Here is an 18,712-nt window from a genome sequence, read left to right on the forward strand (position 1 = left end):
ATGCGCATCTGGGCACTGGCAGCGCGCGGGCTGAGAGTGCAGGCCGCACTGATCTCGGCCTTGGCGAGTGCCCATCCATCGATCAACCTCAACGCCGACGACTCGTCCTCGTCCTCGCAGTGCCGTGCGGTGACCTCGGCGATCGCAGCCAACCGCCGGGCCGCCGCAGCCGCCTCAGCGCGGGTGGCATCGGTGACCTCGGCGATGAGCGCCTCATCGCTCAACCCCGACAACCCCGATCGTTCGAACATATGAGCGAGTCTACCCGCGGACACCGACATGACAAGGCCGATCGAGGCGCCTGTGGATAAACCTGTAAGGCCTGGTCAAGGTGCGGAAAGGGCGGTGGTCGGCATGGGATCTGCGGTCTGTGCGATGAGTCGTTGCCTCACGAAGGATGCGCGCGACTGGCGTGGGCCGATCGCGAGCTTGGGTGCCGATGCGAGTCAAAATATGACCCCCGCCACATCGTGTTGGAACAAAGTGCAAAATCTGTAACACTGTTTCGCATGACGGAACTGGCCGAAAACACGCCTGAGGCTCTGGACGACGCGCTGCCCTTGGGTCCCGACTCCCTGGTGTGGAAATACTTCGGCGACAACCGGATGTATCTCATCGGCCCCCGGCCCGCTGTCCTGCAGAACATGCTCGCCGAACTCGGTCAGGGCGTGCTCGATCACTCGACCTTCTTCTCCGATACCGCCGAACGGCTCAAGCGGACCATCCCGCCGATCTTCAAGACTGTCTACGGCTCCGAGGACAACAACGCGGGCACCCAGGTGCGCGACTTCCACACGGATATCAAGGGCGCGATGCCCGGCCCCGACGGTCAGCCGGTCGGCCGGTACCACGCCCTGGACCCCGAGACCTATTACTGGGCGCACGCCACCTTCGTCGAGCAGATCTACTACTTCGCGGACACCTTCGTGAAGCGTCTCACCGATGCCGAGCGTGAACAGATCTGGCTGGAATCCAAGACCTGGTACCGCCGCTATGGCGTGAGTGACCGCCCGATGCCGGCCACCTATGCCGAATTCGTGCAGTACTGGGACCGGATGATGAATGAGGTTGCGGTACCGCACAAATCGGCAAAGTATGGCGTCGGCTACGTCACCAAGGGATTTCCGTGCCCGAAGGGTGTCAACCCCACGGCATGGAAGATCATCGCCAAGGTCTTCGATCCCGTCGCCGCGTTCCTGACCACCGGCGGCCTCCCGCCGCGGGCGCGAGACCTGCTGGGGCTGCCGTGGACGGAACGTCAGGAGCGCAATTACCAGCGTTTCGCCGCCTTCTGGCGCTCGCGGCCGGTCAACTGGATCTGGGACCGGCTGCCGATGTCGGTGCGCTACAGCAAGTTCGCCCAAGCCGGCTATGCCCGCGGCTGACGCCGGGACCGCGATCCTCGACGCGGCGCTGGTCGAGTTGGAACGCCACGGCTTCCGCAAGGTCGCCCTGGACGACGTCGCGCGCCGGGCCGGGGTCAGCCGCACCACCATCTATCGCCGCTTCGCCAACCGCGACGAGCTCGTCGGCGCCGTCATCGAGCGTGAGAACGTGGCATTGTTCGCCGATATCGCCGCCGAGTTGAAAAGTACCAAGCCGCAGGCAAATTACCATGTCGAGGCGTTCACGCTGTCCATCATGCGGTTTCGCCGCCACCGGGTGCTCAATCAGATGATCGTCGACGACCCGGCGCTCGCCCAGGAACTGCTGCATCGGCACTACGGTGCGGCGGTGGAGCGGATGGCCGCCGCGCTGCGGGTCATCTTCCCCGAGGGTTTCGCGGAACGGATCGGCGCACCCGCGGTCAACGATCTGGCCGACACCATCCTGCGCTACGCGGCGATGGTCCTGTTGCTGCCGAGCGTGCAGCCGCTGCAGACCGCCGACGAGGTCCGTGCCTTCGCCACCAGGCATTTCCTGCCCAGTCTGCCCGCCGCACTGCGATCAGTGTCGGCGTGAGTGTTTCGTAGCTCACAGAAGCGGGCAGCCGGGGTTGATGACACACGCACCGGATCCCGAGAAGACGGATCACCCGGACGCCGACCCGGAAAACAAGGACATCTTCGGCGATTACGACGAACCCCGCCCCACGGCGGTCCTGCCCGGCAGTAAGGGCACCGTCACCGGAACCGCCGTCAACGACTGGCTGGACGACGACGGAAATCCGATCTACGGCAAGGACGAGGCACCTACAGTGACGGAGTGACTCTCTCCGAGACTGCGCCCGCGTTCGTGAGCATGGCCCATTCGATCGTTTGGGCCTCGGTGGCCACCGTCGACGCCGACGGCAAACCGCGCAGCCGGGTGCTGCATCCGTTGTGGGAGTGGGACGGTACCGACCTGTTGGGGTGGGTCGCCACGGTGCCGTCGCCGGTGAAGAAGAGCCATCTCGCGGTGCATCCCTATGTCTCGGTTAATTATTGGGCACCCAACCAGGACACGTGCAGCGCCGATTGTCTGGTCGAGTGGTATCTCGATGACGAGACACGCGCCGCGGTCTGGGACAAGTTCGTGCACGCCCCGGAACCGCTCGGCTACAACCCGACGATCATCCCCGGTTGGGATTCGCCGACGTCACCGAGCTTCGCGGTGCTGCGCCTCACGCCGTACCGGCTGCGTGTTCAACCCGGCAGCATGATGACGCGCGGCGAGGGTGCGGTGCTCAGCTGGAGCGCGTGAGCAGCACCGCGGATTTGACCGGCAGGGTCCGCAGCAGCCGCTGCCATGGCCGACGGGTGACGGCGGCGGCCTCGTCCCTCGACACCACACGCGGATCGCGGACCTGAAGGCTGCGGCCACCGATCATCACGGAGCCCGTTCCGGCGACCTGCAGGTTGCGGATCCAATCGGTGTCGACGCCGTAGGGCAGCAGGATCGCCACCCCGTCGGTGGTGGGAAGGCGGTCACCGGGGTGCGGTACCGCCGCCCCGACCGCCGGCCGACATGGTCGACCGCGGACCACAGCGGCAGGTGCCCGGCCAACGGCCGCACGACGGGGTTGACGAAACGTCGGTTGAACTCGGCACGTCGGCGCGCGAATCGCATGTGTGGATCATATGGCCCCGCGACCTGGGAAAAGGACCGAAAGATCGGTTATCGGCCGCAGCCCACTACACCCTGTAGTTGACGGGTTTGCTCGGGCTGGGAGACTGGAAGCCATGAGCAGCACCCTGTCGTCCGTATCGGCGTCGGCTGCGTTGTTCGCCGATGCCTCCTCGGTGATCCCCGGCGGGGTGAATTCACCGGTGCGCGCATTCAGTGCCGTCGGCGGCACGCCCCGCTTCATCACCAGCGCCGGCGGCTACTGGCTGACCGATGCCGACGGCAATCGATATGTCGACCTGGTGTGTTCGTGGGGGCCGATGATCCTCGGCCACGCCCGGCCCGAGGTCGTCGAGGCCGTGCGGCGGGTTGCCGCCGACGGATTGTCTTTTGGCGCGCCCACCCCCGCCGAGACCGAACTGGCCCGCGAGATCATCGACCGGGTCGGCCCGGTCGAGCGGATCCGCTTCGTCAACTCCGGCACCGAGGCGACGATGAGCGCCATCAGGCTGGCCCGCGGTTTCACCGGCAGGCCCAAGATCGTCAAGTTCTCCGGTTGCTACCACGGCCACAGCGACGCGCTGCTCGCCGATGCCGGGTCCGGGGTCGCCACGTTGGGATTGCCATCCTCACCAGGGGTCACCGGTGCGGCCGCCGCCGACACCATCGTGCTGCCGTACAACGATGTCGCCGCCGTCGAAGAGGTCTTCGCCGCCCACGGCGAACAGATCGCCTGCGTCATCACCGAAGCCAGCCCGGGCAACATGGGCACCGTCGCACCGCTGCCCGGCTACAACGCGGCACTGCGCAGGATCACCGCCGAGCACGAGGCCCTGCTGATCTCCGACGAGGTGATGACCGGCTTCCGGGTCAGCCGCGCCGGCTGGTACGGCCTGGATCCGGTGGACGCCGACCTCTTCACCTTCGGCAAGGTCATGAGCGGCGGGCTGCCCGCGGCCGCGTTCGGTGGCCGCGCCGAGGTCATGGAGCGCCTCGCCCCGCTCGGTCCGGTGTATCAGGCAGGCACGCTGTCGGGAAACCCGGTCGCCATGGCCGCCGGACTGGCCACCCTGCGGGCCGCCGACGACACCGTCTATCAGACCCTCGACGCCCACGCCGACCGGCTACACGCGCTGCTCGCCACCGCGCTGACCGAAGCATCGGTGGCACACCACATTTCGCGGGCCGGCAACTTCCTCACCGTGTTCTTCGGTGCGGAGCAGCCGACGAACTTCGCCACCGCCAAGGCCACCGAGACCTGGCGCTACCCGGCCTTCTTCCACGCCCTGCTCGATGCCGGTATCTACCCGCCGTGCAGCGCCTTCGAAACCTGGTTCGTCTCGACAGCCTTGGACGAGAACGCCTTCGAGAAGATCGCCGAGGCGCTGCCGCACGCCGCCCGCGCCGCCGCCGAGGCCAAGCAGTGACCGCAGTCCGGACCACCGTGCACGTGATGCGCCACGGTGAGGTGCACAACCCGGAAAAGGTGCTCTACGGCCGGCTGCCCGGGTACAACCTGTCCGAGCGTGGCAGGCTGCAGGCCCAGGCGGCCGCGGATTGGCTTGCTGCACACGACATCACCCATGTGGTGGCCTCTCCGCTGGAGCGCGCGCAGCAGACCGCGGCACCGATCGCGGCCTCGCACGGGCTGGACATCGACACCGACGACGATCTGATCGAATCCTGGAACGATTTCGAGGGTAAGCGGGTCGCCCCTGGCGACGGCGCGCTGCGCGACCCGCGCAACTGGCCGCGGCTGCGCAATCCCCGCAAGCCGTCCTGGGGTGAGCCGTATGACCAGATCGCCCCGCGGATGACCGCGGCGATGCACCGGGCGCGCCGGAAAGCCGAAGGCCACGAGGCGGTGTGCGTCAGCCACCAACTGCCGGTGGAGACGCTGCGCCGAGCCATGACCGGACGTTCGCTGGCGCATCTGCCGTTACCGCACAGCCGGCTGTGCAATCTGTCGTCCATCACCTCGTTCACCTTTGACGACGACCGTCTCATCCGGTGGAGCTACACGGAGCCCTGGGGAATCTAGTGAGGTGGTTGTCCGCGCTGGCGGTGTTGATGGTGGTGCTCACCGGTTGCGCGACCGGTGACGACGCCGTCGCCCAGGGTGGCACCTTCGAATTCGTCGCCCCGGGTGGCAAGACCGACATCTTCTACGATCCGCCCGAATCACGGGGCACGCCAGGCAAACTGGCCGGACCGGATCTGATGGATCCGGACAAGACGCTCTCGCTGGCGGATTTCGCAGGCAAGGTCGTCGTGATCAACATCTGGGGACAGTGGTGCGGCCCGTGCCGCTCGGAGATGCCGCACCTGCAGCAGGTGTACGACGCCACCCGGGACCGGGGGGTGCAATTCCTCGGAATCGACGTGCGTGACAACAACCGCACCGCTGCAGTCGATTTCGTCACCGACCGAGGAATCACTTTCCCGTCGATATACGACCCGTCGATGCGCACCATGATCGCCTTCGGCGGTAAGTACCCGACCACCGTCATACCGTCGACGCTGGTGTTGGACCGTCAGCATCGGGTCGCCGCGGTGTTCCTGCGCGAGCTGCTGGATACCGATCTTCAGCCGGTCGTCGAGCGGTTGGCTGCAGAGAATTGACCGATCTGATCACCGGCGGCCCGCTGCTGCTGGCAGTCGGGCTGAGCCTGCTGGCCGGTCTGGTCTCCTTCGCCTCGCCCTGTGTGGTGCCCCTGGTGCCCGGCTATCTGTCCTATCTCGCCGCCATCTCCGGCGGCCCAGGCCGGTGGCGGGTGGCCGGCGCGGCCGGGTTGTTCGTCGCGGGTTTCACGGCGGTCTTCCTGCTCGGTAGCGTCGCGGTGCTGGGAATGACGACCGCGCTGATCACCAATCAGGAACTGCTGCAACGCATCGGCGGCGTCGTGACGATAGCGATGGGTCTGGTGTTCATCGGGTTCGTGCCCGCACTGCAGCGCGATACCCGGTTCGCGCCGCGTCAGCTCTCGACCCTGGGCGGGGCACCGCTGCTGGGCGCGGTGTTCGCCCTCGGCTGGACGCCGTGCCTCGGGCCGACGCTGACCGCGGTGATCGCGGTGTCCTCGGCCACCGAGGGATCCGCGGTGGCCCGCGGTATCACCCTGGTGATCGCGTACTGCCTCGGCCTCGGACTGCCGTTCGTCCTGCTGGCTTTCGGGTCGGCGCGGGCGGTGCGCGGGATGAGCTGGCTGCGCGAGCACACCCGCGGTATCCAGATCTTCGGTGGTGTGCTCATGATCGGCGTCGGGATCGCGCTGGTCACCGGACTGTGGGGTGATTTCGTGGCCTGGGTGCGCGATGCGTTCGTCAGCGATGTGAGGTTGCCGATATGAGAGTCCTCCAGCGCATCTGGGCGCTGTTCCGCAACACTTGGCGGACGCTGACCTCGATGGGCACCGCGCTGGTGCTGCTGTTCCTGTTGGCCCTCGGAGCCATCCCCGGCGCGCTGTTGCCGCAGCGCAGCCTCAACGCAGGCAAGGTCGACGAGTATCTGGCCGATCACCCGACCCTCGGGCCGTGGCTGGACCGGGTGCAGGCCTTCGACGTCTTCTCCAGCTTCTGGTTCACCTCGATCTACGTCCTGCTGTTCGTCTCGCTGGTGGGCTGTCTGACCCCGCGGATGCTCGAACACGTGCGCAGTCTGCGTGCGGTGCCGGTGCCCGCCCCGCGCAACCTGAGCCGCCTGCCCAAACACCACGAAGCCGATATCGACGGGGACGCAGGCCAGGTGGCCGCACGGGTCGACGAGCGGTTGAAGGGATGGCGGCGCACCACCCGCACGACCGAGGACGGCGTCACCGAGGTTTCAGCAGAGAAGGGGTATCTGCGCGAGTTCGGAAACATCGTCTTCCACTTCTCGCTGCTGGGTCTGCTGGTCGCCATCGCCGCGGGCAAGCTGTTCGGCTACGAGGGCAACGTCATCGTCATCGCCAACGGCGGACCCGGGTTCTGCTCGGCATCGCCCGCGGCATTCGACTCGTTCCGGGCGGGAAACACCGTCGACGGCACCTCGCTGTACCCGATCTGCGTCAAGGTCAACGACTTCGACGCCGACTACCTGCCCAGCGGGCAGGCGGTCAGCTTCGCCGCCAACATCGAGTACCAGGCCGGCGAGGACCTGCAGAACGATGTGTGGAACGACTACCGCCTCGAGGTCAACCATCCGCTGCGCATCGCCGGGGACCGCATCTATCTGCAGGGCCACGGGTACGCACCGACCTTCACCGTCACGTTCCCGGACGGGCAGACCCGCACCAACACCGTGCAGTTCCGGCCCGACGATCCGCTGACGCTGTTGTCCTCCGGCGTGGTGCGCGTCGACCCGCCGGCGGGTACCTATCCCGACCCCGACGAGCGTCGTAAACATCAGATCGCCATCCAGGGCCTGTTCGCGCCGACGGAGTTCCTGCACGGCACCCTGTTGTCCTCGAGCTTCCCGGCGTTGAACAAGCCCGCGGTGGCCGTCGACATCTACCGCGGTGACGCCGGGCTGGACACCGGACGGCCCCAGTCCATCTTCGATCTGGACCCCCGCCTGATCGGCCAGGGGCGGCTGAACAAGGAAGCCCGCGTCAACCTCACCGCCGGGCAGGAGACCCGGTTGGACGACGGCACCACCGTCCGCTTCGACGGCGCGGTGCCGTTCATCAACATGCAGGTGTCCCACGATCCCGCCCAGGTGTGGGTGTTGGTGTTCGCGCTGACCATGATGGGCGGGCTGCTGGTGTCGCTGGTGGTGCGGCGACGCCGCGTCTGGGTTCGAATTACCCCCGCTGCGGCGGGTACCGTGAGCGTCGAGCTGGGTGGACTCGCCCGCACCGACAACTCCGGGTGGGGCGACGAGTTCGAGAAGCTGACCGACCGGCTGCTCGCAGTAAAGGAATGAACACGTGAACAGCACCGACATCGACCTCGGCCTGGCCCGCTATTCGGACTGGGCGTTCACATCGTCGGTGGTGGTGCTGACGCTCGCACTGTTGCTGCTGGCCGTCGAACTCGCCTACTCCCGCGGCCGCAAGGTCGAGGCGCGGGAACTGGTGGGTGCCGCCGGCGGGCCCGCCTTCAACGTCGACGCGACCAGTGACACCCCGGGCCGTGTCGTCGAGGCGCCGGTCCGTTCGGCCGACGAACGCATCGGCCGTGCCGGGGTGGCGCTCAGTTACGCGGGCATCGCGCTGCTGGCAACCTGCATCGTGCTGCGCGGCCTGTCCACGGCGCGGGTGCCGTGGGGCAACATGTACGAGTTCATCAACCTGACCTGCTTCTCCGGCCTGGTCGCCGCCGCGGTGGTGTTGCGCAAGCCGCAATACCGGGTGCTGTGGGTTTTCGTGCTGGCGCCCACCCTGATCCTGCTGACGGTGTCGGGGAAGTGGCTCTACACCCACGCCGCGCCGGTGATGCCCGCACTGCAGTCCTACTGGCTGCCCATCCACGTCTCGGTGGTGAGCCTCGGATCCGGGGTGTTCCTGGTGGCCGGCGTCGCGAGCCTGCTGTTCCTGCTCAAGATGTCTCCGCTGGCCGAGAAGGACAATGGGCTCGGCCGTGTCATCGAGAAGCTGCCCGATGCCCAGCTGCTCGACCGCATCGCCTACCGCACCACCATCTTCGCGTTCCCGGTCTTCGGGTTCGGCGTCATCTTCGGCGCCATCTGGGCCGAGGAGGCGTGGGGCAGGTACTGGGGCTGGGACCCCAAGGAGACGGTGTCGTTCATCGCCTGGGTCGTCTACGCCGCGTATCTGCACGCCCGGTCGACCGCGGGCTGGCGGGACAAGAAGGCCGCCTGGATCAACGTCGTCGGCTTCGTGGCGATGGTGTTCAACCTGTTCTTCATCAATCTGGTGACCGTGGGCCTGCACTCGTATGCGGGGGTGGGCTGACCGGTGTCCTTCGGCGGCGAACAGCAGCACGTGAGCTTCCGTGAGCAGCAGCGCTTTGTCGATCCGGCGCGCGAGGTGCCGCCGGAGTGGACGGCGCCGACGCCCCCTCGCGGCTTCCCCGCGCTGACGCAGGACCTGCCCCCGCAGACGAGCCCGCTGCCGTTGCCCGCGCCGTATTTGGATCTGTCCACCGTCGCGCTGCTCGGCCAACCGGAGCAGGCACCGAGCAGCGGCTGGCGCCGCTGGGTGTATCTGGCCTCGTTCAAGCTCATCAACCCCGGTGAGAGCCCAAAGGTCACCAATCAGCTGGCGCTACGTGAGCAGGCCGCCCGACCGCTGCGCGGCTGCTACCGCATCGCGGTGCTCTCGCAGAAGGGGGGAGTCGGCAAGACCACCGTCACGGCCACGCTCGGCGCCACCTTCGCCTCGACCCGCGGTGACCGTGTCATCGCGGTGGACGCCAATCCCGACCGCGGCACGCTCAGCCAGAAGGTGCCGCTGGAAACCCCGGCGACCGTGCGGCACCTGCTGCGCGATGCCGAGGGGATCGCCAGCTACAGCGATGTCCGGCGCTACACCTCACAGGGCGCCAGCCGGCTGGAAGTGCTTGCCTCCGAATCTGATCCGGCTGTCTCGGAGGCCTTCAGTCAGCAGGATTACACCCGGACCGTCGATCTGCTCGAGCGGTACTACAGCCTGGTGCTCACCGACTGCGGCACCGGCATGCTGCATTCGGCGATGGCCGCAGTGCTGTCGAAGGCCGATGTCTTGATCGTGGTCAGCTCCGGATCGGTGGATGGTGCGCGGTCGGCGTCGGCAACCCTGGACTGGTTGGACGCGCACGGCCATCAGGATCTGGTGCGCGGTGCCGTGGCAGTGGTCAACGGCGTGCGTCCGCGGTCGGGCAAGGTGGATCTGGAGAAGGTCGTCGATCATTTCGCCCGGCGTTGCCGTGCGGTTCAGCAGTTGCCCTTCGACCCTCATCTCGAGGAGGGTGCGGAGATTTCGTTGGAGAGGCTGAAGCCGCAGACGCGTGAGGCGTTGCTGCGGCTGGCCGCGGTGGTGGCCGCCGGGTTCCCCGGCAATTAAGCCCCGCCGGGTTCCCGGCAATTAAGCCCCGCCGGGTTCCCCGGGCTCGCCTAGCTGCGTGGGTTGTCGCCGGGGTTGATCCGGCGCAGGAAATCGGGGTCGTCATCGGGCCCGATCACGCGGGGGCGCGGGCGGTTTGCCGACGCGCGCAACAGACGCCATGTCACAAGGGCTAGCCCGGTCACTACCAGGACCAGGAGTAAGTACTGCAACGAAAACCTCCTTACTCCGAATATACGCGCCCGCTGGGTAGGCTCGGGCCGTGTCTGATTCTCGGCCGGGTACCCGGATGCTGCGTGACGTCGGAGCCTATCTTGTGGCGCGGTTGGCCTTGGCGGCCGTGCTGACCGCGGTGATCCTCGGTGCGGGACATCTGATCGGGTTGCGCGAGTTCCCCGTTGTCGTGGCGGTGCTGTTCGCCATCGTGCTGGCGCTGCCGTTGGGTATCTGGGTGTTCGCGCCGCTGCGCCGCCGGGCGACGCTGAGCATCGCCGAGTTCGACGAGCAACGCCGCCGGGACAAGGAGACCCTGCAGGCCCGGTTGCGCGGCGAGGACACCACCTGACTTGAGTGTGCCGTAGCGTCCGGGTGTTGCATGGCCGTCGTGACGACGTTGAGCGACTCCGACTACGCGCGTGCCGAACAGATGCTGGCCCCCTACCGTGCGCGGCGGGTGCCCGGAAGCAAGCTCGTGCCGCAATGGCTGGCCGCGGGGGAACGCTTCTGGTACCAGGTGGGCAATTGCTACGTGACGGTCGACCCGGATCGCCGAACCCGCGCCGAGGCCTTCGATCACGACGGGTTGGCAGCAGCACTGTCGGTGGCTGCCGGGCAGCCCGCCACCGGTGCCCAGCTGCCCATCTCGGGGGTGGAGATCGGCGCTGACGGCTCGGTGGTGTTCAGTGCCTTCGGCACGCGGTGGCAGTGGGCCGATGGACAGCTGACGCCCTCCACCGCGCCGGCACCCGTGCCCGGCGAGGTGCCGTCACCGGACGGCACGTGGATCGCGTTCCGTCGCGACGGGAACATCTGGGTGCGGGGCGTCGACGGGGAGGAGTTCGCGCTCACCGACGATGCCGAACCCGATTTCGACTACGGCGGATTGCCAGGGACGACCGGCATGCGCTCGCTGTTCCGGCTGCTCGGCCTGCCCACCCCGGCGGTGCTGCAGTGGTCGCCGGACTCGACGCGAATCCTGGTGCAGCGCATCGATCAACGTGAGGTTCCCGAGCTCGTGCTCGTCGAATCGAGCCCGCCCGACGGTGGCCGGCCGGTCGAGCATCGCACCAAATACAGCATGCCCGGTGAGCAGACCGTGGCGACGATGTCGTGGAACGTCCTCGACGTGCGTGACCGCACAGTGGTTCGACAGCAGGATGTCCCGAGGGTCATCATGCACAACACCGCGCTGGTCTACGCCTGGTGGGGCGACGAGGGTTGCGTCTACTACCTGCACCACTCCCGCGACGCCCGCACCCTGGAGCTGCATCGGCTGGACCCGACGACCGGCGCGAGGACCGCGCTGATCAGCGAGACGGGCCTGACCCGGGTCGATCCGGCCGTCCTGTTGGGTGACCCGCACATGGTGCGCATCCTGAGCACCGGCGAGGTGCTGTGGTGGTCACAACGCGACGGCTGGGGTCACCTGTACCTCTATTCGGCGGATGGTGCCGAGTGTTCTCGGATCACACAGGGGCAGTGGCTCGTTCGCTCGGTGCTCTGGGTCGACGAGGATGCCCGGCAGGTGTGGTTCGTCGCGGGCGGGCTGGTCGACGATGATCCGTACGTCCGGCAGATCTGCCGGATCGGCTTCGACGGTGAGGGTTTCACCCGGCTGACCGACGATTCCCTCGATCACGATGCGGTGGCCCCGGCCGAGGGCGGTTACCTCGTGGACCGGGCATCCGGACCGAGCCGGCCGCCGCGGTCGGTGGTCCTCGATGGCGATGGCCGCGAGGTGGTCGTCCTGGAGGAACCAGGTACCGAGGCGCTGGAGGCGCTCGGTTGGCGCCCACCGGAGCGGTTCCGCGCCGTCGCCGCGGATGGTCAGACGCCGATCTACGGGCTGCTGTGGCGACCCCACGACTTCGATCCGCAGCGGCGGTACCCGATCGTCGAACACACCTATCCGGGACCGCAGAACTACCGCGCCGAACCGGTTTTCGATGCCATGCACCACGGCGAACCGGAGGCCTACGCCGCCCTCGGCTTCGCGGTGGTGGCCATCGACGGTAGGGGAACCGCAGGACGCGACAAGGCCTTTCACGACCATTCCTACGGCGACCTCGGCAATGCCGGCGCCCTCGATGACCATGTGGCCGCCATCCGGCAGCTCGGTCACCGGCACCGCTGGCTGGACACCACCCGCGTCGGCATCACCGGCCAGTCCGCGGGTGCCTTCGCCGCCGCGCGGGCGCTGCTGATGTACCCCGACTTCTATCGCGTTGCCGTGGCGACCTCGGGTAATCACGACAACGGTGTCAACCTGGCGATGTGGGCCGAGCACTACCACGGTGACGTCAGTGCCGAGGGTAAGCGGGCGATCTCGAATGCGAGCCTGGCCGAAAACCTGCGGGGCAAGCTGCTACTGATCCACGGTGAACTGGACGACAACGCGCACCCGTACATGACCATGCGACTGGCCGACGCACTGATCAAGGCGGACAAGGATTTCGACCTGATCATCATCCCGGGCGCCGAGCACGCGCTCATCGGTAGGCAGCACTACTTCCTGCGGCGCACCTGGGACTACTTCGTGCGGCACCTGCACGGTAGCGAGCCGCCCACCTACCGGCTCGCGCCGCTACCGCTGCCCACCCTCGGCCTCTAGGGCCCGCACGATCTGATCGGCGCGGCGCAGTACATCGAGCTGGGCGGGGTTGTACAGATCGGCCATCGCATCGCCGATGGTCTTCTCGGCGAAGCGCGCACCCCGCGGTGCGTCGTCGCGGGCCTCCCGCAACGCGGGATGGTCCTGGCGGACCTGCCATATATAGGGCGCCAGGCGCTGCGCGAGGTCGGCGCGGGTGGCCTCGTCGGCGTCGGCGGGCAGGCAGTCCAATTCGGTGGCCGCCGGATCCTCGCGAGCGTCGCCGATCAGGTCGGCGTAGGCCTGGCGCCCGCGTGGGCCGAGCACCCGGCTCAGCACGACCACCAGTTTGCGGTCGGAATCGGTCATCGTGGCCGCCGCGGTCGGTGCGGCGAACTCGGTGGGCAGGTCGGTCGGCGCGGAGTGCGTCAGGATCTCGGCGAGCTCGTCGCGCGCCCGTTGCAGCCGCGCGATGGTGGCCGCCAGTTCGTCGTCGAGCTCCCGCAACGCCTGTTCGGGATGTTCGTCGGTATCGCGGAGCGCCGCGATCTGAGGCAGCGAGAAACCCAGGTCCACCAGTCGCTTGATGCGCACCAACCGCACCAGGTGCGCGACGCCGTACTGCTTGTAGCCGTTGGAGCGGCGCTGTGGTTCGGGCAGCAGTCCGACCTGGTGGTAGTGCCGCACCGCGCGCAGGCTGGTGCCTGCGAGGTCGGCGATTTCCCGGGTGCTCCACGCCACGGGTCCATCTTGGCCCATCCGGTCGACTTGACTGTGCCGTTACGTCCGAGTGTGCGATATGCCGGTGTCCGAACAATGCGCGTCCGAACAACCATGCGACCCCGCAGAGCGGGAACCGACCATCCTCGAGCGGGTCGGCGGCGTCTCCGGGCTGGTCCATGCCGCCGTGCCCACGTTCGCCTATGTCATCGTCGACGCCGTCGCGGGCCTGACCGCCGCGGTCGTGGTCGCGCTGGCGGTGTCGGTCGGCTTGGTCGCGCTGCGACGGTTACGCAACGAACCGATCCAGCCTGCAGTGTCCGGGCTGCTCGGTGTCGGCCTCGCGGCCGGGATCGCCTACGTGACCGGTTCGGCGGACGACTACTTCCTGCCCGGTATCTGGATCAGCCTGCTCTGCGCGGTCGCGTGCACCGTCTCGGTGCTGCTCCGTCGTCCGGTGGTGGGGGTGATCTGGAATCTGTTGCGCGGCAGCGGGCCCGATCCGAACTGGCGAACCGACGCGGCGGTGGTGCGGGCGTTCGATATCGCGACCCTGGCGTTCGTGGTCTTGTTTGCGGCGAGATTCGTTGTGCAGCAATGGTTGTACGACGGTGGCCACACGGGGTGGCTGGCGGTGGCGCGGATCGGGATGGGCTATCCGTTGCTCGGCCTTGCGCTGCTGGTGGTGTTCTGGGCGGTGCGGCGGGCCAATGCGAAGAAAGTGTGAGAGTGACGTTTCTGTGGTCTGCAGCGTCGTGAGAGCGCAGAAACGTCTCTCTCGCCGCCGTTACGCGAGCGCCAGCGCAGCCGCCACGGCCACCGACCACACCAGCATCGTCAACCCGGTGAACTGCAGCACCGGGATCAGCGCCGCGCCGCCGAGCTTGTTGCGCACCGGGGCCGCCGCTCGGACGGCCAATGGCACCGCCAGGAATCCGACCGCTGCCCACGGGGTGGCCAACATCAGCACCAGGGTCAGCGCGAACGTGAGTACGACGAGGCCGGAGAACAGCAGGCGGGTGCGGGCGTCGCCGAGGCGCACCGCCAGGGTGATCTTCCCGGACTCGGTGTCGGTGGGGATATCTCGTAGGTTGTTGGCCACCAACACCGCCGAGGACAGCGACCCGACGCCGACGGCCAGCACGATGCCCACCCAGTCGACCCGCAGCGCCTGGGTGTACTGGGTGCCCAGCACCGCGACCAGACCGAAGAAGACGAACACGGCGACCTCACCGAGTCCGCGGTAGCCGTACGGCGTGGAACCGCCGGTGTAAAGCCAGGCGCCCGCGATACAGGCGGCACCCACGGCGATCAGCCAGGGCTGGCTCACGATGGCCAGCGCCAGTCCCGCCAGCGCGCCGATCGCGAGACTGATGATCGCGGCGGTCAGCACCGCACGCGGCGTGGCGACCCGGGAGCCGACCAGCCGCATCGGCCCACTGCGCACGTCATCGGTGCCGCGGATGCCGTCGGAGTAATCGTTGGCGTAGTTCACGCCGATGATGAGGGCTACGGAAACCACCAGTGCCAGCAGCGCCTTCCACCACACCGCGGAGCCCAGCCAGGCGGCCGCACCGGTGCCGGCGATCACGGGCGCGATCGCATTGGGGAGCGTGCGGGGGCGGGCGCCGGACACCCATTGCGCGAAGCTAGCCACGCGGGTCATCGTTGCATGGCCGGCGACCAGGGGCCTGAACAGGGGTGACGCGGCGCACCTTGTCACATCGTGTGGTGCGCATGAAACTGATCACATGACCGACCGACTCAGCAAGACCGAAATCGCCAAGGATGCGTTGCAGGAGGGCGTGGAGTCCGTGGCCTCCACGGTGGGGGAGGTCGCGTCGATCATCACCACCGCCGTCAAGGACGTGGCAGGCGCCCTCGGCGGCCTGGCCACCGACGCCTTCGCGATCCGCGATGCCGCCCGCCAAGCCGCCGAACGCGCCGAGCTGGACGGTGAGCCGCACGAGTGATCGGCGTCATCGGCGGTAGCGGCTTCTACACCTTCTTCGGCGCCGACGCGCGCACCATCGATCTGGACACCCCGTTCGGTCAACCCAGTGCGCCCGTCACGGTGGGCGAGGTGGCCGGCCACGAGGTGGCGTTCCTGCCCCGGCACGGTCTGAAGCACGAATTCTCGCCGCACACCGTGCCGTATCAGGCCAACATGTGGGCGTTGCGTGCCTTCGGCGTGCGCCGCATCTTCGCACCGTGTGCGGTCGGCAGCCTGACCCCCGAACTGGGCCCGGGCGCCATGGTGGTCCCCGACCAGCTGGTGGACCGTACCAACGGCCGGGGAGACACCTACTTCGACTCCGGCGGTATCCACGTCGGGTTCGCCGACCCGTACTGCCCGACGCTGCGTGCGGTGGCCGCGGATCTCCCGAATGTGGTCGACGGCGGCACCATGGTCGTGGTGCAGGGCCCGCGTTTTTCCACCCGCGCCGAGAGCCGGTGGTACGCCGGTCAGGGCTTCACCCTGATCAACATGACCGGCTATCCCGAGGCTGTGCTCGCTCGGGAACTCGAAATGTGTTACGCGTCAATAGCGTTGGTCACCGATCTGGATGCCGGTGTCGAAGCCGGCGCCGGTGTGCGCGCGGTGGACGTGTTCGCCGAGTTCGAGCGCAACATCAGCGGCTTCAAACAGCTGGTCCACGAGGCGATCGCCGGTGTCGCGCCCGAACGCACCTGCACGCATTGTCTGGCACACGAAGGCGTGTCGTTGCCGTTCGACCTGCCATGAGGGTGTTGCTCACCGGCGCGGCCGGTTTCATCGGCAGCCGGGTCTGGGCGCGGCTGACCGAGGCGGGCCATGATGTCGTCGCCGTCGACACCATGTTGGGTGCCGCCCACCGGGAGGGCGCCACACCGCCGCCGGGTTGCCGTCGGCTCGACATCCGGGACGCCGACGCGGTGGCCGATGTGCTGTCCGGCATCGACGTGGTGTGTCACCAGGCCGCCGTGGTGGGGGCCGGGGTCGACGCCGCCGACGCCCCGTCCTACGGCAGCCACAACGATTACGGCACGACCGTGCTGCTGGCGCAGATGTACGCCGCCGGATGTTCGCGGCTGGTGCTGGCGTCCTCGATGGTGGTGTACGGCCAGGGCGGGTACGACTGCCCCGAGCACGGTCAGGTCGAGCCGCTTGCGCGCACCCGCGAGGACCTCGACAGCGGCATCTTCGACCATCGCTGCCCGATCGACGGTGAACCGCTGCGCTGGCGGTTGGTCGACGAGGAAGCGCCGCTGAAACCGCGGAGCCTGTACGCGGCGAGCAAGACCGCCCAAGAGCACTATGCGCTGGCGTTCAACGATTCCGTCGGGGGTTCGGTGGTCGCGCTGCGCTATCACAACGTATACGGCCCCGGCATGCCGCGCGACACCCCGTACTCCGGCGTGGCGGCGATCTTCCGGTCGCAGCTGGAGGCCGGCGGTGCGCCCCAGGTGTTCGAGGACGGCGGGCAGATGCGCGACTTCGTCCATGTCGACGATGTGGCCGCGGCCAACCTCGCCGCGGTGGAGGCCGACCTGGACGGGTTTCATCCCGTCAATGTGTGTTCCGGTCGGCCCGTGTCGATCCTGGATGTCGCCACCAGGCTCAGCGCTGCGCGCGGCGCCGCGGCGCCGCAGGTCACCGGGCAGTACCGGCATGGCGACGTGCGGCATATCGTCGCCGACCCGGCGCGCGCGCACGCCGTGCTCGGCTTCCGCGCGGCGGTGGATCCCGATGCCGGGCTCACCGAATTTGCCTTTGCGCCACTTCGGGATTAGCGCAGTTCCGCGACCGGCCACCCTGGCGTGACGGCTGATGCAAGCCTAGCGTCGGGGTATGAGCGATGCGGGCGACTCCAAGGTCACTGTGATTCTGCCCTGCCTGAACGAGGCGCAGTCGTTGCCCGGTGTGTTGGCGGCCACACCGAGTGGGTATACGGCGTTGGTGGTCGACAACAACAGCACAGATGGCACCGCGGTGGTGGCGCGCGCGCATGGCGCGATGGTGGTGACCGAGCAACGCCCGGGTTACGGGTCGGCCGTGCACGCCGGCGTGTTGGCGGCCACCACACCCGTCGTCGCGGTCCTCGACGGCGACGGTTCGCTGGACCCGCGGGAATTGCCCGCGCTGGTCGCCGAACTCGACCACGGTGCGGATATGGCGATCGGCCGCCGGCGCGCGGCACCCGGTCTGCGGTGGCCCTGGCACGCGCGCCTCGGAACCGCCGCGGTGTGCTGGCGACTACGCCACCGTTATGGGTTGCCGGTGCACGATATCGCGCCGATGCGGGTTGCCCGTCGCGACGCCCTGCTCGGCCTCGGGGTCACCGACCGACGCTCCGGCTACCCGCTTGAGCTGCTGGTCCGCGCCGCGCAGGCGGGGTGGCAGGTGGTCGAGCGTGATGTCGGCTACGGTCCGCGCACCGGCGGCAAATCCAAGGTGAGCGGCTCGGTACGGGGCAGTGCCGTTGCCGCACTGGACTTCTGGCGGGCGATGTGAGTCCGACCGCCACCGTCCTGGTGGTGGCCAAAGCTCCTGTTCCCGGTTTGGCGAAGACACGATTGGCCGCCGACGTGGGTGCGCAGGTGGCCGCCGAGATCGCCGCGGCCGCGCTGCTGGACACCCTCGACGCGGTCGCCGCCCTCGCGGGGCAGCGCCGTGTGGTGGCGATGACCGGAGACCTGTCGCGGGCGCGCCGCCGTGACGAGATCAGGCGCCGCCTGCTCGATTTCACCGTGATCACCCAGCGCGGAGGCGATTTCGCCGAGCGCCTGGTGCATGCCCATGGCGATGCCGCGGCGCCCGGTTCGCCGATCGTGCAGATCGGGATGGACACCCCGCAGGTCAGTCCGGACCTGCTCGCCGAGTGCGTCACGGCCCTGCAGGCATCCGATGCCGTGCTCGGGATGGCCGAGGACGGCGGCTGGTGGGCGCTGGGCGTGCGCGATGCCACGATGGCACGTTGCCTGCGCGATGTTCCGATGTCGCAGCCGGATACGGGTGCGTTGACGCTGGCCGCCCTGCGCGCCCAGGGCCTCGACGTGGCGCTGGCCACCGAGCTCTCCGATGTCGACACGATCGCCGATATCGACCGGGTGCGGGTCGTGTGCCCGGCGGGTGGACGATTCGCCGAGGCGACCCGGATGGTGGGGGTCTGAG

General features: G+C 68.1%; 22 protein-coding genes and 2 pseudogenes. 19 read left to right on the forward strand and 5 right to left on the reverse strand.

Annotated elements, in window-relative coordinates:
• Positions 1-251 (reverse strand): annotated as a pseudogene (locus G154_RS09780) (HNH endonuclease); the annotation flags it as partial.
• A gap of 258 nt (positions 252-509) precedes the next feature.
• Here G154_RS09780 and G154_RS09785 point away from each other — a divergent pair.
• The 4 genes from G154_RS09785 to G154_RS09800 are packed head-to-tail and all read left to right on the forward strand — an operon-like array spanning position 510 to position 2,682.
• The gene (locus G154_RS09785) at positions 510-1,385 is read left to right on the forward strand and encodes an oxygenase MpaB family protein (protein WP_019513824.1); all 876 of its coding nucleotides are present in this window, start codon (positions 510-512) and stop codon (positions 1,383-1,385) included.
• Entirely contained in the window at positions 1,372-1,962 is a 591-nt protein-coding gene (locus G154_RS09790) for a TetR/AcrR family transcriptional regulator (protein WP_019513825.1), read from the forward strand. The genes G154_RS09785 and G154_RS09790 overlap by 14 nt, the downstream gene beginning before the upstream one ends.
• Before the next feature lie 37 nt (positions 1,963-1,999).
• Entirely contained in the window at positions 2,000-2,209 is a 210-nt protein-coding gene (locus tag G154_RS09795; RefSeq protein WP_019513826.1) for a hypothetical protein, read from the forward strand.
• 32 nt (positions 2,210-2,241) lie between these two features.
• Positions 2,242-2,682: a pyridoxamine 5'-phosphate oxidase family protein gene (locus G154_RS09800; protein ID WP_045546428.1), complete on the forward strand. Its 441-nt coding sequence runs from the start codon at positions 2,242-2,244 to the stop codon at positions 2,680-2,682.
• Here G154_RS09800 and G154_RS09805 read toward each other — a convergent pair.
• A pseudogene (locus G154_RS09805) lies at positions 2,666-3,048 on the reverse strand (nitroreductase family deazaflavin-dependent oxidoreductase). The gene G154_RS09800 and the pseudogene G154_RS09805 sit on opposite strands and share 17 nt — an antisense overlap.
• A gap of 113 nt (positions 3,049-3,161) precedes the next feature.
• Between G154_RS09805 and hemL the strand changes: the two are divergent.
• From hemL to G154_RS09840, 7 genes are read left to right on the forward strand one after another with little or no spacing between them, the layout of a single operon-like run.
• On the forward strand, positions 3,162-4,472 hold the full coding sequence (hemL, locus tag G154_RS09810; protein ID WP_019513829.1) for a glutamate-1-semialdehyde 2,1-aminomutase: 1,311 nt from the start codon (positions 3,162-3,164) through the stop codon (positions 4,470-4,472).
• 26 nt (positions 4,473-4,498) lie between these two features.
• Positions 4,499-5,086 (forward strand): histidine phosphatase family protein, encoded by a 588-nt coding sequence (locus tag G154_RS09815; protein ID WP_031601314.1) that lies wholly within the window; start codon positions 4,499-4,501, stop codon positions 5,084-5,086.
• Positions 5,087-5,115: 29 nt separating this feature from the next.
• Positions 5,116-5,667: a TlpA disulfide reductase family protein gene (locus tag G154_RS09820; RefSeq protein WP_031601315.1), complete on the forward strand. Its 552-nt coding sequence runs from the start codon at positions 5,116-5,118 to the stop codon at positions 5,665-5,667.
• Positions 5,664-6,395, forward strand: a complete 732-nt coding sequence (locus G154_RS09825) for a cytochrome c biogenesis CcdA family protein (RefSeq protein WP_019513832.1) — start codon at positions 5,664-5,666, stop codon at positions 6,393-6,395. The genes G154_RS09820 and G154_RS09825 overlap by 4 nt, the downstream gene beginning before the upstream one ends.
• Complete coding sequence (locus G154_RS09830) at positions 6,392-7,948, forward strand: cytochrome c biogenesis protein ResB (protein WP_019513833.1); 1,557 nt, start codon at positions 6,392-6,394, stop codon at positions 7,946-7,948. Before G154_RS09825 ends, G154_RS09830 begins: the two co-directional genes overlap by 4 nt.
• A gap of 4 nt (positions 7,949-7,952) precedes the next feature.
• Positions 7,953-8,939, forward strand: a complete 987-nt coding sequence (gene ccsB, locus G154_RS09835; RefSeq protein ID WP_019513834.1) for a c-type cytochrome biogenesis protein CcsB — start codon at positions 7,953-7,955, stop codon at positions 8,937-8,939.
• A gap of 3 nt (positions 8,940-8,942) precedes the next feature.
• Positions 8,943-10,028 carry a MinD/ParA family protein gene (locus tag G154_RS09840; protein ID WP_019513835.1) on the forward strand — a complete coding sequence of 362 codons (1,086 nt, stop codon included), beginning with the start codon at positions 8,943-8,945 and terminating at the stop codon, positions 10,026-10,028.
• Between the two features lie 50 nt (positions 10,029-10,078).
• On the opposite strand, the gene G154_RS27090 is transcribed toward G154_RS09840, so the two are convergent.
• On the reverse strand, positions 10,079-10,240 hold the full coding sequence (locus G154_RS27090) for a hypothetical protein (RefSeq protein WP_090558896.1): 162 nt from the start codon (positions 10,238-10,240) through the stop codon (positions 10,079-10,081).
• Positions 10,241-10,290: 50 nt separating this feature from the next.
• Between G154_RS27090 and G154_RS09845 the strand changes: the two genes are divergently transcribed.
• Both G154_RS09845 and G154_RS09850 read left to right on the forward strand, forming a co-directional pair.
• Positions 10,291-10,593, forward strand: coding sequence for a DUF4229 domain-containing protein (locus tag G154_RS09845; protein WP_023985275.1), 303 nt, complete (start codon positions 10,291-10,293; stop codon positions 10,591-10,593).
• Positions 10,594-10,623: 30 nt separating this feature from the next.
• Positions 10,624-12,858, forward strand: a complete 2,235-nt coding sequence (locus G154_RS09850) for a DPP IV N-terminal domain-containing protein (RefSeq protein ID WP_019513837.1) — start codon at positions 10,624-10,626, stop codon at positions 12,856-12,858.
• Here G154_RS09850 and G154_RS09855 read toward each other — a convergent pair.
• The gene (locus tag G154_RS09855; RefSeq protein ID WP_019513838.1) at positions 12,832-13,596 is read right to left on the reverse strand and encodes a MerR family transcriptional regulator; all 765 of its coding nucleotides are present in this window, start codon (positions 13,594-13,596) and stop codon (positions 12,832-12,834) included. The genes G154_RS09850 and G154_RS09855 overlap by 27 nt on opposite strands.
• Positions 13,597-13,642: 46 nt before the next feature.
• Between G154_RS09855 and G154_RS09860 the strand changes: the two genes are divergently transcribed.
• Positions 13,643-14,284: a DUF3159 domain-containing protein gene (locus tag G154_RS09860; RefSeq protein WP_157884738.1), complete on the forward strand. Its 642-nt coding sequence runs from the start codon at positions 13,643-13,645 to the stop codon at positions 14,282-14,284.
• Positions 14,285-14,344: 60 nt separating this feature from the next.
• Here G154_RS09860 and G154_RS09865 read toward each other — a convergent pair whose 3' ends face one another.
• The gene (locus tag G154_RS09865) at positions 14,345-15,214 is read right to left on the reverse strand and encodes a 1,4-dihydroxy-2-naphthoate polyprenyltransferase (protein ID WP_023985278.1); all 870 of its coding nucleotides are present in this window, start codon (positions 15,212-15,214) and stop codon (positions 14,345-14,347) included.
• A 94-nt stretch (positions 15,215-15,308) separates the two neighbouring features.
• Here G154_RS09865 and G154_RS09870 point away from each other — a divergent pair, with 94 nt between their 5' ends.
• Genes G154_RS09870 through G154_RS09890 form a run of 5 tightly spaced genes read left to right on the forward strand, consistent with a single transcriptional unit; the run spans position 15,309 to position 18,711 of the window.
• On the forward strand, positions 15,309-15,530 hold the full coding sequence (locus G154_RS09870) for a hypothetical protein (RefSeq protein WP_019513841.1): 222 nt from the start codon (positions 15,309-15,311) through the stop codon (positions 15,528-15,530).
• On the forward strand, positions 15,527-16,303 hold the full coding sequence (locus G154_RS09875; RefSeq protein ID WP_019513842.1) for an S-methyl-5'-thioadenosine phosphorylase: 777 nt from the start codon (positions 15,527-15,529) through the stop codon (positions 16,301-16,303). Before G154_RS09870 ends, G154_RS09875 begins: the two co-directional genes overlap by 4 nt.
• Complete coding sequence (locus tag G154_RS09880) at positions 16,300-17,331, forward strand: NAD(P)-dependent oxidoreductase (RefSeq protein ID WP_019513843.1); 1,032 nt, start codon at positions 16,300-16,302, stop codon at positions 17,329-17,331. Before G154_RS09875 ends, G154_RS09880 begins: the two co-directional genes overlap by 4 nt.
• 58 nt (positions 17,332-17,389) lie before the next feature.
• On the forward strand, positions 17,390-18,052 hold the full coding sequence (locus G154_RS09885) for a glycosyltransferase family 2 protein (RefSeq protein ID WP_019513844.1): 663 nt from the start codon (positions 17,390-17,392) through the stop codon (positions 18,050-18,052).
• Positions 18,049-18,711, forward strand: coding sequence for a DUF2064 domain-containing protein (locus tag G154_RS09890; RefSeq protein ID WP_019513845.1), 663 nt, complete (start codon positions 18,049-18,051; stop codon positions 18,709-18,711). Before G154_RS09885 ends, G154_RS09890 begins: the two co-directional genes overlap by 4 nt.
• The last annotated feature ends 1 nt before the right edge of the window (position 18,712 follow it).

Source organism: Mycobacterium sp. VKM Ac-1816D (assembly GCF_000416385.1).
Classification (GTDB): domain Bacteria; phylum Actinomycetota; class Actinomycetes; order Mycobacteriales; family Mycobacteriaceae; genus Mycobacterium; species Mycobacterium neoaurum_A.

Coding starts and splice junctions, on each gene's coding strand:
- G154_RS09790 (WP_019513825.1), top strand. CDS start 1,372: ATGCCCGCGGCTGACGCCGGGACCGCGATCCTCGACGCGGCGCTGGTC.
- G154_RS09800 (WP_045546428.1), top strand. CDS start 2,242: ATGGCCCATTCGATCGTTTGGGCCTCGGTGGCCACCGTCGACGCCGAC.
- G154_RS09815 (WP_031601314.1), top strand. CDS start 4,499: ATGCGCCACGGTGAGGTGCACAACCCGGAAAAGGTGCTCTACGGCCGG.
- hemL (WP_019513829.1), top strand. CDS start 3,162: ATGAGCAGCACCCTGTCGTCCGTATCGGCGTCGGCTGCGTTGTTCGCC.
- G154_RS09795 (WP_019513826.1), top strand. CDS start 2,000: ATGACACACGCACCGGATCCCGAGAAGACGGATCACCCGGACGCCGAC.
- G154_RS09850 (WP_019513837.1), top strand. CDS start 10,624: ATGGCCGTCGTGACGACGTTGAGCGACTCCGACTACGCGCGTGCCGAA.
- G154_RS09820 (WP_031601315.1), top strand. CDS start 5,116: ATGGTGGTGCTCACCGGTTGCGCGACCGGTGACGACGCCGTCGCCCAG.
- G154_RS09855 (WP_019513838.1), bottom strand. CDS start 13,596: ATGGGCCAAGATGGACCCGTGGCGTGGAGCACCCGGGAAATCGCCGAC.
- G154_RS09830 (WP_019513833.1), top strand. CDS start 6,392: ATGAGAGTCCTCCAGCGCATCTGGGCGCTGTTCCGCAACACTTGGCGG.
- G154_RS09880 (WP_019513843.1), top strand. CDS start 16,300: ATGAGGGTGTTGCTCACCGGCGCGGCCGGTTTCATCGGCAGCCGGGTC.
- G154_RS09885 (WP_019513844.1), top strand. CDS start 17,390: ATGAGCGATGCGGGCGACTCCAAGGTCACTGTGATTCTGCCCTGCCTG.
- G154_RS09870 (WP_019513841.1), top strand. CDS start 15,309: ATGACCGACCGACTCAGCAAGACCGAAATCGCCAAGGATGCGTTGCAG.
- G154_RS09785 (WP_019513824.1), top strand. CDS start 510: ATGACGGAACTGGCCGAAAACACGCCTGAGGCTCTGGACGACGCGCTG.